Source organism: Actinoallomurus vinaceus, from assembly GCF_039542055.1.
GTDB lineage: Bacteria > Actinomycetota > Actinomycetes > Streptosporangiales > Streptosporangiaceae > Actinoallomurus > Actinoallomurus vinaceus.
The window spans coordinates 84,400-97,116 of the sequence record NZ_BAABHK010000025.1; the positions used below are offsets into that span (position 1 = coordinate 84,400).

Consider the following 12,717-nt stretch of genomic DNA (forward strand, 5'->3'; position numbering starts at 1 on the left):
ACGCCAAGAACTTCGCATTTCACGAGGGTCCGACACGGGAGACTGCATGAGTGTAAGGGAACTGATCACCGCGATCCGGCGGCACCTGGCGCTGCTGGTGACCGTCATGTTGCTGGGGATCGGCGTCGCGCAGCTGGTCACGATGCTGCAACCGACGATGTACGAGTCGAAGGCATCGGTCTTCGTCTCGGTATCGCAGCAGGCGCAGAGGCTGGACCAGGCGTATCAGGGGACGCTCTTCAGCCAGCAGCAGGTCCGGTCGTACGCCGGCCTCGTGACGACGCCGAAGGTCACGGTTCCCGTGATCCGTGAGCTGCACCTGCAAATGCGGCCGGAAAGGCTCGCGAAACGGATCAAGGTCGACGTACCGATCGACACCGTGCTGCTGAACCTCGCCGTACGCGATTCCGATCCGGTGATGGCGGCGCGGATCGTGAACAGCGTCACGCACCACCTCATCGCCGCGGTGACGGAGGTGGAGGCACCGCTGCCGGGGCACCCCCCGACCGTACGGATCCAGGTGGTCAGGCCCGGTTCGCAGCCGAGCGCGCCGAGTAGCCCGAAGCCGGTGTTGAACACCCTCATCGGCATCGTGCTCGGGGCCCTCGCCGGCGCGCTGGCGGGAATGCTCAAAGAGGCCCTCGACACCCGGATCGACGTCACGTCCGACGCGGGCCTGGCGAGTGGTCTGCCGGTACTCGGCGAAATCGTCTACGAGCGCGCGGCGCGGAAGCGAGCCCTCGTCCACGACACCGACCCCCTCGGTCTCCGCGCCGAGGGATTCCGCAAGCTCCGAACCAACCTGCGCTTCATCAATGTCGACCGCCCCCCACGGACGATCGTCGTATCCAGTCCGCTCGAAGGCGACGGAAAGTCCAGCGTCGCCCTCAACCTGGCGTTCTCGCTCGCCGAGGACGGTGCCCGGGTCGTCATCGTCGATGCCGATCTGCGACGCCCGACCATCGCGAGCTCACTCGGTCTCATCGAGGAGATCGGGCTTACCAGCGTGTTGTCCGGTCAGGCCACCATGGCCGACGTCATGCAGCGCGCCGAGAGAAGATGTGCGATCGACGTGCTGGCCAGCGGCCCGGTACCGCCGAACCCGAGCGAGCTGCTGGGAACCCAGAAGATGCAGTTGCTCCTCGAGGAGCTACAGGCCGACGCGGACTACGTGATCATCGACTCGCCCCCGCTGCTCCCGGTCACGGATGCGGCGGTGATCGCCCCCGGCAGCGACGGCGTCCTTCTCGTCGTGCGCGCAGGACGGACCAAGCGCGATGAGCTGCGCGAGGCCGTCAAGAGCGTTGACGCGGTCAACGGAATCACCCTCGGGGTGATCGTCAATATGGCCACGAAGGGGAAGCACGACCGTTACCGCTACTACGGCGGCACCTCCGGCTATCGCCGGGATGAGAAAAAGCCGCGCCTCGAGGACGTAGGCCCGGTTTTGCCGGCAAACGGTGCGGCACCACCCAGGACCCCGGTCGGATGACTTCGGCCGGCAGACGCGACCTCAGAGTCGTCCGGTACCCGGAGTCAGCCGATGGAGAAGCGGGGATGCGCAGCCTCGGCCGGATGACCGGGCCGAGGCGACATCCCGTTCGTGAACGACCCGACGAAACCGCAGTCGCCGATAAGGCTGGAGACGTCTGTGCCAGTACGCGTTCATGCCGCGCTCCACGATCGCCCGACCGGGGCGGGACGCCGCTCGTCCACGCCGAGTCCGCTGCAGCTTCGCCGAGGTGCCTGGTGGCTGCATCCAGGCTGGACCGGCATCCTGAGCGTCCTACCCTGTTTGGCCATCACCTGCCTCATCCCCGCCGACGACTTCCGTCACTGGTGGCGCACGCCGAAATACTTCGGCACGGCCGATGCATTTCTCACCGCGCTGCTTCTCGGCGCTTTCGTCGTCGGAACGCTGGTACCGAACCTCGTCAAGCACCGTCGGCATGAATCCCGAAAGCCACACGTAATCGTCTCGCCCGGTCAGCAGAGAGTCCTGCTGTGGGCCGGACGCGTGTTCCTGGTACTCGCCTTGATCGGGTACGTGACGTGGGCGGTGGCCGCCGTGACACGTGGCTACGGGCAACAACAGCTGCACGCCGCACTCACCCTGGAGCAGGGCGCACTGCTCTCCGCCAGAACTGAATACCTCACCACCCTTCCGGGAATCACGACACTCACCCAGGTCGGCCCGCTCGCTCTTGTCTGCTTGCTGCTGGATCGGCGGATCAGCGGCCGACGGCACACACTCGAGCTGGTCGTCCTCGCGAGTTTCGGCCTGGCACGAGGCTTCTTCAATGCCGAGCGTATCGCTCTCATGGAGCTGGCCGTCCCCGTAATCGTGCTCGCCGCGACGGCACTGCCCAAGAGCCGACGGCGGCAGCGCTCAATCCTATGGGCGACGCTTCCGCTGCTTGGCCCACTTGTCCTGGCGGCCGTCTTCGGCGCGCTCGAGTACACCCGCAGCTGGAACGATTTCTACGCACGCCATAGTGACACCAATTTCATCGGGTTCGTGCTCCGACGGCTCGGCGGATACTACGCTACCGCCAGCAACAATTCAGCCATAGTCCTGGCCCACGATGCCACGAATTCGCTGATACCTCGCTACACCGGACAGTTCCTATGGAACTTCCCGATCGTGAGATCGTTCGTTCATATCGACAACAGTGCCACCAATGGCGCCGAGTACTCATCGTATCTGTATGCGAGATACGGGAACCTGGAGTTCAATAATTCCGGCGGAATCCTTCCGGTCATCATCGACTATGGCCTGGTCGGCGCGATCGCCTGGTGGGGTGCCATAGGGCTGCTTATCGGAATCTGCTACCGCACCATGCGTTCCGGCGAACTGCGTGGAATCATTCTCTACGCCGTCATCTACGTCGGCGTCCTCGAAATGGGAATGCTCTTCTATTGGGGACTTGGCCGCGCCTTTCCGGTGATCGCCGGCGGGTTGATTACGTGGATGCTGCTACATCGCGCACGCGCCAGGGAGGACTGATCATGCTCGCTCATGCCACCCGCCGCGGCGGATGGATCCTCACCGACCAGATCATCTCGAGTGCGACGAATTTCATGCTGATCATCCTGTCGGCACGACGTATGTCGGCCGCAGCCTTCGGCGAATTCGCCCTGCTCTATGGCTATTACGTAGTCTTTCATCAGCTAACCCAGACAACATTCACCGAGCCGCTAATGGTGCGTTTCCCGCGCGACCCCGACTCCGCACGCCGGGCACTGCGCGACAGCTCGGGAGCCGCGGCGGTATTCGGGCTGATCGGCGCCGTCGCGCTGCTCCCGTTGGCCGGCCCGATCCTGGGCGGCATCACCGCTCCGGTACTGCTATTGGCGGCTTTGCTGCCGGCACTCCTCGTTCAGAGCACCCTGCGAATGGGGTTCATCGCCGCCGGCCAGCCCCGCAAGGCCATCGTGAGTGATGCCGCCTGGGGGCTGAGCCAGTGCGTCGCCGTGTTCGGCGTGCTGTCGGTGACGACGAACATGACCTGGGTATTCCTGGTCTGGGGACTCAGCGGACTGGTCGCCACCGTGATCGCGATCGCCCAGGCTCGGGTCCTTCCGCGCGTCGCCTCCGCGTCCGCTTGGCTCCGTGAGTACGGCGATCTCGCGCGTCCGTACCTGGTCGAAGGCGTGGTGCTGACGATCTGCTCCTACGGGACATTGATCGTGGTCGGCAAGATCGCGGGGCTGGCAGCCGTCGGCGCGCTACGGGCTGCGGATACGGTCTTCGGACCGGCCGCCGTGGTGATCAACGCTGGCCGGGTGATCGCCATCACCGAACTGTCACGGCTGCTCGCCGTCCGGCCGGACCGAATCGGCCAGGGAACCCTCGTGGTCACGGTGGGACTCGGAACCGTCGGCGCCGCCTCGGGAGTGCTGGCGATGGTGTTGCCGGCGTCCATCGGTGCGTGGTTGTTCGGCAGGTCATGGCTGCTCATGGCTCCCCTACTGCCGGCGCAGACGGTCTACCGCATCGCGCAGGGCGCGGTGCTGGGGCCGGCGGGGGCCCTACGCGCCCTCCAGGCGATACGCCCACTCTTCATATTCAGGCTGGCCACGGCGGTCGCCCTTGTCGCCGCAGCTGCCATCGGCGCTGCTTTCGCCGGGGCTCAGGGAGCCGCGGCGGGTCTCGCCGGCACCATGACGCTGTCCTGCCTGTACGGGGCGGCGCTGTACGTAAGACATCGCCCTCAGGCGACCGCCCGACCACTCGGTCGGCGACACCGGCCGACAGTGCCCACCGAACAACTCGGCACAGTCGACTATCAGGGAGTTGACCAGCATCGTGCGCAGGCAAATCGCTCGCCAGACTCTCAAGATTTCCCGGAAACTGTTCAGGCGAACGCGCGTTCAGGACCTAGCGGTCACTAAACGCATCCAGAAAATGGTGTACAAGTTTGGCTGTTCCGCAAATGATGATGATGTCGCGACGGTGTACCGCGGGCTGAATCTGATCGGCCCGGCATACGATTTTTCAATCATTCACCAGCTGTTCGCCGGTTATTACGAAGAGGTCGAGGTCGCCCTCTTCGAGCGCCTGGCGACCCGCAGCAACGTGATCATCGATATCGGCGCCAACATCGGCCTCTATTCCTGTATCGGCGCAGCCAATCTTCCAGAGGGCGGTCACCTGATCGCATTCGAACCAGTGCCGGAAAACGTCACCTACCTGCACGGGAACATCGCCCGAAACGGCCTCGTGGACAAGGTTACCGTCGAAGCGGCGGCGGTCGGTGACAAGACCGGCTCCGTGACGATTTACCTAGCGCGGGGAATCGGCCATCATTCCATCGGCGCCGGTAACGCACTGGGCTGGTCCAGCTCGACGTCGGTCCCCTTGATCTCACTCGATTCGTACCTGGCGGACCATGAAATCGGTCCGCCGGACCTCATCAAGGTCGACGCGGAAGGCTACGACGGGTTCGTACTTCTCGGCGCCCAGAAAACACTGAGCCTCCACCCGACCCTGCTCATCGAATACAGTCCGCACGGACTGGAGAATTGCGGCTTCTCGCCGCATGAATTCCTCGACATCATCTTCGCCAATTATCACCACGTGTTCCTGGTCCATGAGATCAGGATGCGGGCCTGCACGAAGCAGGATGTCCTTCGTCTCGGCACGAAAGAGGGCCTCGGGGCGAACCTTCTGGCGACCAACGACGACAGCCATCTAGCAATCGCGAATATGATGCTCGACGAACACTCGAGTCGAGCTTAGGGCTGATCGGACTCAGAGGACGCCCGTCTCACCCCGTGATCTCGTAGACAGCGCACTGACCCGCCGCATAGCGCAGGTGCGCGAATCGTTCGAGGGCGGGAGCGGGTCGGTCAAAGCTCCTGTCGACGAAGAGCCAGCGCACACCGTACGTGTGGCGTAGTCGCCGAACCGCCTCGAGTGAGGGCTGGTGGAAGACGGCTTCGTTGTCAATCAGCCGCCGAGGGTCCCAGAAGGGCACTGACAGGTCGGAAATGTGCCGTCTCACCCCCTCCGCGTGCGCTCTCGCGCTAAAGCGCCAACTCTCCACCAGGACGCGTCGCTCCGTATACGCCGATACGCCGAAGCGCCGATCGTCGCAGCCGTGGCCGGAGACGCAGACGGCGTTGGTGGCGACCACATCGTCGGGACGCGAGTGATCCCGCAGCCAGCGCCCAGCCTCGAGCGTCCCTGCGCCGATCACGGCTGACACGGGGTCTCGGGGAATGCCATGCCAGAGTTGCCGGACGTAGAGCAGACTCCCGGGCAGGATGAGCCCGCCGACGAAGGCGAGCGCCACCACCGGCGACAGGGACCGCACGGCTGGACGCCGGCGTCCGGCGAGCACCAGAACCACCATGAACCCGATGCTGATCGCTATAAGCGCGAGGAAGGGGCCGAGCATACGCTGCGCTGCGTCGGCCACGGTCGGCTTGGTGTTCCCCCCCAGTCCGCGGATTGCCAAGACCGCAGCGGCCCCAGCGGCCGAGGCGCCGAGGAGCGTGATTCCCGAGCGTCGGCCGAGCCGCTTCGGAAGCACCGCCATAAGCCCGTAGGCAGACGCCAGCGACATGAAGGGCATCACGCCGCAGAGGAAGAACGACTGAGAGTTACCGGGAAAACGCAGAATGCTCGCGACGGCGATGCCCGTCACGCTGATTCCAAGAAGCAGGAGGATCGCCGGGTCACACAATGCCCTTCGCCGGAGGACCAGGCAAAGTGCGCCTGCCCAGACAAAGACCCGACCAACAATGCTCACCAGCGCCGCGACTGCCCGCAACGCCTGCGGAGGATCGGACGTCGAGGCGGCCGCATCGGCCACGGCACCGTACAACGACCCGGGGTGAAGGACCACACCATCAGAGGTCCCGCCGAACAGCACCAATTGCGCGATCAGCACGGAGGGGACCGTGGCCAGGAGCGCCACGAGTGCCGGTCGGTGCAGACGCCGTCTCGCGATGATCGTCCCGATCAGCACGATGAGAAGGCCCGCGATGAGCATCGGGAGGTAGGTGGCCTTCGCCCCCATCACCCCCATGAGCAAGGTGACGAACAGGATCCAAGGCCCCGCTCCAGACCCCGGCCGGCGAAGAAGGTCGATGAGCAGCAGAATGACAGGCGCGAACAGCATCGCCGCGAGCCCTTGCGTCGGGCTTCGCCACGGAACGTCAGCGCGTATCAGGAAGTCGACGCCCAAGGAGGGTCCCCAGGAGTACACGCTCGGTGCCCATACCAGACAGTTGATCGCCAGCGCGACCAACCCGGGCCACCACCGGTCGGTCAAGCGCCGTCCGGCCGCGAAGAGCAATACGAGCGACGTTGCCAGGACCGGCAGCATGAACAGCCGGTACAGCAGCGTCGCCGGCTCGATGCCGGTGACCCAACTGGTGGCCGCCATGTCCGCGTAGACGAACCAGTGATAGTAGAGCGGCTCACCGACCACGGACGGCACTTGCGGTGGCACATGGTGCTTGAGTTCACCAATGAGGCCCAGGTGATACGGCATGTCGATATAGGGCGCGGCATATCCCGGCCACGCCAGCCCGTGCTGACGATAGAACGCCGACCCGGTCGACAGTACGACGAACCCGACCAGAGCCGCGAGAGCCCAGGAATAGGCAGCCGGGACGTGCCCAATGGGACCCGTTCTTCGCCAGTGCCGCCGCAATGCCGGTACGGCGAGAAAAGCGGTGCCCGTGGCGACCGGCCACGCGAGCACGAACAAAGGATGCCCGGCCCACCGTGCGGCCACATAAATAAGCACGGTGATCGCTTGTCCGAGGACCGTACCGGCCGCTACCTCTTCGGCGACAAACCGTGATCCCCCTCGAAAAGCGCGCCACAACAGCACTCCCGGCACCGTGGATCCCAGCGCGATAAAGGCACCGAAAAACGCCGTTTCACGGAGGGGTACGCCATAATGCCGCAAAAGTGCGACAGCCACCACGGCCACGAGCGCGGTGGGGACCCAGCCCGATCGTAGCGCTTTCGCGGTCCATCGTATCGGGCGCCCAGTCCCGATCGGCATCGCCATCTGATCTACCGGCGGCGCCTGCGCCATGGCCCTCTCCTCGCTGGTTCACCGTAAAAAAAGAAGCGTAGCGACCAGCAACGTAGCAAGATTCGAACGATAGTCACACAAAAAATGAGGCAATGGAATTATCATTCTCGGTAATATTTGAACGCTGCCGCCACTGCGACAGTCCGGAGTAATCGGTACGGCCGACGCGACACTCCCATACCGGTGGATCACCATACTGCACCCACTGCCGCAGTGTAGCTCCATATAGTGAGTTCACAAGAAAGAGCGAAGATGACCCTCAAGAAATTACCATCGGCCCGGATGAATTGAACAACAGTGACATGGACTCGAAACCGAAATTCGCGGTCGTCGTGACGACGATCGGGCGCCCCGAGCTGCTGGACCACCTGCTGGCGTCCATCCACGCGCAGACGCTCAGTCCCAGCGAGGTGGTCGTCATCGACCAGAGCAGCGATGACGACACACGCAACGTGGTCGCCTCATGGACAGATCGGCTCCCGGTGCGTCGCCTGACCTCGGCACGCGGCGCATCGGTCGGACGCAACGTAGGTGTCGCGGCCCTGGCGGACTACGATTTCGTCGGATTTCCGGACGACGACACCAGCTATCTACCCGATACGCTCGCGCAAGCCGCGGCGGTCCTCACGCGTTTTCCATCGGCCGGCGGGGTTTCCGGTCGCTCGGTGGGCACCCCGGATCGACCGGCTCAGCTCACCTCGTTCGGCGACCGGCCGGCGCCGCTGAACCATCGGACGGTGTGGACGAGCGCCATCGAGCACACGGTCTTCCTCAGACGCGACTTCCTGCGCGCCGTGGGGGGGTTCGACGAGGATCTCGGGGTCGGTGCCGCGTCACCCTGGCAATCGGGAGAGGGGACGGACCTGCTTCTTCGTGGCCTCAAGGCCGGCTGGACGATTCTGTTCGACCCTCAGATCATCATCGTCGAGTACAACCCCGACGCGCCATCACCGGGTGAGCGCGCCCACCACATCAAGGCCAGGCGCTATGCGCGCGGCACCGGACGCGTGTACCGGAGCCACCACGGCCTCGGCCTCCGGATCAGGGTGGTCTTCCGCCCTCTCGCGGCAGCGGCATTGAGCATCGCCCGCGGGCGCCGGGCCCTGACCGTGTGGTATCTCCAACGGGCCATAGGCCGCATCGAAGGATTGACGGGGCTCGTCCTGCCCGGGCCGAGAGACTAGAACTCTTTCTCAGCCGCGGGCGTAGCGGCGGAGCAATGGGTACGTGAGCGCGGACACCAGCAGACGGTCGCTACGAGGAAGGTGAGTGCGCCAGACATCGTCGAGACGAAGGGAGACGCGACCGGTCTGCGCACGCATCGGATTGCCTCCGATACTGTGCCCGGTGTCCAGCACGGCATGATCATCGGACAGGAATCTCATTGCCGGCTCATCGACCGACAGGCCCGCAAAAGATATCAGCTCACGGAGGAGCCCGACGGGGTCATCGATGAAGCGTTCGTAGGTGAGCATGTGGGTCGACACCCCCTTCCTGCCCAAAATCTCCAAAGCGAGGTTCTGAACGATCCAATTGAGGGAGGTATCCATCGGGGATGCCGTTCCAAGGGTTGCCCCACCGACGGAGTCCACCCGCAATACATGCTTTGTGCAAGAATATGCGACACCACGGCTGTCGCGAATTATGTGAACGAGTTTCAGGTCGATGTCGGCATACATACCAAGGCAACAGGCCAACGATGCCCGCTTACTCGAATCGACAACGACCCGCGCTCCACTTACTTCGAGTGCGGCCGCGTAGATCTTGGCATAGTAAGAGGCGTAGGCGGCGGCCTTCTGCTGGACGGCGTCGGAACGCTTGCCCTTGAGCAACGCCGGAAGAAAACGAACCCGGTCGATCGTTCCGCGAAGTCGCTCCATTTCATGCAGATCAAGCGCACCCCAGCCACCAAACGCCCGTTCGCCTATCTCCTTCCAGAAGACACAGGACGAGATCAGCTCTCCGCAGGTGCATAGATCACCATTTTTTAGCCCTGTTTCCCAAAGGTTGCTGACCTCCCCCAGAGAGACGACACCGGGCAACTGGCCGAGCAGGCGATGCAGGAGTGTGGTACCACTTCGAGAAACACCACCCACGAATATGACACGAGGCTGCATACCAATCCTTTCGCCGAGCGTGCCCTCACGAATATGAGTCAACGGACCGCCGGGTATGCCGCCTCGATGAGCGGCCGCCAGAAGTCCTCATTGTCCGCGTACCAGCGCACGACGGCTGCGAGACCATCGTCGAAATCGACCTCGGGTCGATAACCGAGCCCTCGGATCTTCGTCGTGTCGATCGAGTACCGGCGATCGTGCCCCGGACGGTCGGCGACGTACTCGACCATGTCCCAGCCCGCCCCCACCGCCTTGAGCAATCCGCCGACGAGTTCGAGGTTGGTGAGCTCGGTACCACCGCCGATGTTGTACGTCTCGCCCGCCGATCCCTTCTCCAGTACCAGCTGGATGCCACGGCAGTGATCTTCGACGTGTAGCCACTCGCGGACATTTTGACCATCGCCGTACAATGGGACCTTACGTCCATCGAATAGGCTCGTGATGAAAAGCGGAATGATCTTTTCAGGGTACTGCCACGGCCCGTAGTTGTTCGAGCAACGGGTGATTCTGACGTCCATCCCATAGGTGCGATGAAAGGCGCGGCAGAGCAGGTCAGCGCCCGCCTTTGAAGCGGAGTAGGGCGAGTTGGGCAGCAACGGCTCGGTCTCCGGCCAGGCTCCATCATCGATCGATCCGTACACCTCGTCGGTGGAGACCTGCACGAACGTCCGAACCCCATATTCGAGAGCCGCCTGAAGCAGCCGTTGCGTGCCCAGAACGTTCGTGACCACGAAGTCGCCGGCGTCGTCGATCGACCGGTCGACGTGCGACTCCGCGGCGAAATTGACGATCACATCATGGCCGGGAAGAACTTCCTTGAGAAGCGAGCCGTCGGCGATGTCACCACGGACGAAGGTGAACTGCGGATGGCCTGCCGCGGATGCGAGGTTGGCGAGGTTACCGGCGTAGGTGAGCCTGTCCAGCACCGTGACATCCGCACCCTCCCGGCCCGGGTAGACGCTACGGAGCAGTGCGCGAACATAGTGCGATCCGATGAATCCAGCACCACCGGTGACAAAGAACCTCATATGCGCAGTTGGACCTTACTGTGATCACCGACCATCAGGCGGTGGGCATTGGGTGCGTGAACGGCACGTGTCACCTCGACGTCCCTGCCGATCAGGGAGTACTCGATTCGCGGCACGCCCTGGATCGTCGAACCGCCGAGGACGATGGAGTACTCGATCTCGGCGTCTTCGATGACACAGTCGTCCGCGATGGACGTGAACGGACCAACGTAGGAGCGGACCACCTTGCTTCCGGCCCCGATGACGATCGGGCCCCGCAGTACCGAATCCTCGATCACCGCATCCGGATGGACCACGACCCTGCCGTCGATCTCCGATCGGCCCGCCACCACGCCGGCCAGGTCCGCCTCGACCTTCTCGAGCAGAATCCGGTTGCATTCCAGGATGTCCTGGAGACGACCGGTGTCCTTCCAGTAACCGGTGACGATGTGCGAGTGGACACGATGTCCCTGGTCGATCAGCCACTGGACCGCGTCCGTGATCTCCAGTTCACCGCGTGCCGAGGGCTCGATCGCGCGTACCGCCTCGTGTATCGCCGCCGAGAACGCGTACACGCCGACGATCGCCAGATCGCTTCTCGGCAGTGCGGGCTTCTCCTGCAGCCTGATGATGCGACCGTCCCGGCCGAGTTCGGCGACACCATACAACTGCGGCTCGGCGACCTTGCTCAGCAACAGCTGCGCCGTGTAACCATCGGCCCGGAACTCCTGAAGGAGGTTCGAGATGCCGCCGATGAGGAAGTTGTCGCCGAGGTACACGATGAAGTCGTCGTCGCCCAGGAAGTCCTTCGCGATGAGCACACAGTGCGCGAGCCCGAGCGGCGCCTGCTGCGGGATATAAGTGACGTCCAGCCCGAAGCGCGACCCATCACCGACCGCCGCGCGAACCTCGTTACCGGTATCACCGATGACAATCCCGACGTCGGTGATACCGGCCTCGCAGATCGCGTCCAAACCGTAGAACAGCACTGGCCTGTTGGCGACCGGGACAAGTTGCTTCGCCGACGTGTGAGTGAGGGGACGCAGGCGGGTGCCGCGTCCTCCGGCGAGCACCAGTGCCTTCATCGCGGAATCAGACCAGAAGCCGCCGGCGTCCGAGGCCGGGTGAGAGTTGCTCGCTGGTCGCAATACCGCCGACCGCGATCTGTCACAGCGGTGGTCAAGCGTCTTTCTGCTGCTTCCACGAGTAGTCCCCCCGAGTCCGCGTGTCATGCGAATGATCTCATGGGTGTCCACGCGACCCAGCGGACACGACTTCTTTTTGCAAACGTTTACCGATGGAGCATGAGGTCGATACTCGCGAGAACGCGCTAAGATCCGGCGACCGGCTTCCGAAATGTCCAGAAGCGCTGCACCGGATAGGCCACGACCGGGCTCCAAAGGGCGGTGACTATCTGCGCCACCGGCACCGGGAGCCGCGCGACCTCGACCAGTGACACGAGAGAGACGACCGATAGGAGAAGAACCGCCGCACAGGCGATGTAGAACCGAATCAACCCCGCTATCCACGGCCCGGTCGCGTGGAACACCACGGCGCGGTACGCCGGGTAGACGGCGAGCACCGTCAGGGCCTGCGCGCCGATCGCCACCAGGGGATATGGCACGACATCACGGAGCACCAGCCACCCACCGGAGAATATTGCGAAATGCAGCACTGCAGTGATCGCTCCAGCGAGGAGATACTTCACCTGCTGGCGGCCGACAAGCCCGAATATGGCGCTATTCGTGAGAATCCTGGACATTGACACCATGCGCTCTATCCCCCCGAAGACACACGCCATCGAGCGTGTCACGATGTTGCCAAAACACCCGCCAGCGCGATCACCTTTTTGATTCAAGCGAGGCCGCAACAATCCGGTCTTCTCGTCCACATCGTGCCACGGCGGTGTTTTCCTACCGGCCACACGAAGCAGGGAAAACAGGAAGGTCTATTAACGACCGCGGTTCGGTCAATTTCTCTACTGCGGGTAGTAGATACGGGCCGAAGCTGGAAATGCTGCACTCAGATTTCTGT

General features: G+C 63.6%; 10 protein-coding genes. 5 read left to right on the forward strand and 5 right to left on the reverse strand.

All coding sequences use genetic code 11. The features are described 5' to 3' along the window. Nucleotides 1-46 precede the first annotated feature (46 nt). The 4 genes from ABEA24_RS48905 (at nt 47) to ABEA24_RS48920 (ending at nt 5,242) form a co-directional block, all read left to right on the forward strand. Nucleotides 47-1,492: a tyrosine-protein kinase domain-containing protein gene (locus ABEA24_RS48905; RefSeq protein WP_345442603.1), complete on the forward strand. Its 1,446-nt coding sequence runs from the start codon at nt 47-49 to the stop codon at nt 1,490-1,492. Between the two features lie 111 nt (nt 1,493-1,603). Beyond that, complete coding sequence (locus ABEA24_RS48910; RefSeq protein ID WP_345442605.1) at nt 1,604-3,007, forward strand: O-antigen polymerase; 1,404 nt, start codon at nt 1,604-1,606, stop codon at nt 3,005-3,007. A gap of 2 nt (nt 3,008-3,009) precedes the next feature. Continuing rightward, complete coding sequence (locus ABEA24_RS48915) at nt 3,010-4,395, forward strand: MATE family efflux transporter (protein WP_345442607.1); 1,386 nt, start codon at nt 3,010-3,012, stop codon at nt 4,393-4,395. A 13-nt stretch (nt 4,396-4,408) separates the two neighbouring features. Further along, nucleotides 4,409-5,242, forward strand: coding sequence for an FkbM family methyltransferase (locus tag ABEA24_RS48920; RefSeq protein WP_345442609.1), 834 nt, complete (start codon nt 4,409-4,411; stop codon nt 5,240-5,242). A 28-nt stretch (nt 5,243-5,270) separates the two neighbouring features. Here the strand turns inward: ABEA24_RS48920 and ABEA24_RS48925 are convergent, their stop codons facing one another. Continuing rightward, entirely contained in the window at nt 5,271-7,559 is a 2,289-nt protein-coding gene (locus ABEA24_RS48925; protein WP_345442611.1) for a hypothetical protein, read from the reverse strand. 302 nt (nt 7,560-7,861) lie between these two features. Between ABEA24_RS48925 and ABEA24_RS48930 the strand changes: the two genes are divergently transcribed. Further along, entirely contained in the window at nt 7,862-8,743 is an 882-nt protein-coding gene (locus ABEA24_RS48930) for a glycosyltransferase family 2 protein (protein ID WP_345442614.1), read from the forward strand. Nucleotides 8,744-8,752: 9 nt separating this feature from the next. Here the strand turns inward: ABEA24_RS48930 and ABEA24_RS48935 are convergent, their stop codons facing one another. From ABEA24_RS48935 to ABEA24_RS48950, 4 genes are all read right to left on the reverse strand, one after another. Beyond that, a complete protein-coding gene (locus tag ABEA24_RS48935) occupies nt 8,753-9,676 on the reverse strand; it encodes a sulfotransferase (protein WP_345442616.1) in 924 nt (307 codons plus the stop codon). Between the two features lie 38 nt (nt 9,677-9,714). Next, a complete protein-coding gene (gene rfbB / locus ABEA24_RS48940; protein WP_345442618.1) occupies nt 9,715-10,704 on the reverse strand; it encodes a dTDP-glucose 4,6-dehydratase in 990 nt (329 codons plus the stop codon). Next, nucleotides 10,701-11,768: a glucose-1-phosphate thymidylyltransferase gene (locus ABEA24_RS48945; RefSeq protein ID WP_345442620.1), complete on the reverse strand. Its 1,068-nt coding sequence runs from the start codon at nt 11,766-11,768 to the stop codon at nt 10,701-10,703. Before ABEA24_RS48945 ends, rfbB begins: the two co-directional genes overlap by 4 nt. A gap of 245 nt (nt 11,769-12,013) precedes the next feature. Continuing rightward, nucleotides 12,014-12,445, reverse strand: coding sequence for a GtrA family protein (locus tag ABEA24_RS48950; RefSeq protein ID WP_345442622.1), 432 nt, complete (start codon nt 12,443-12,445; stop codon nt 12,014-12,016). Between the last annotated feature and the right edge of the window lie 272 nt (nt 12,446-12,717).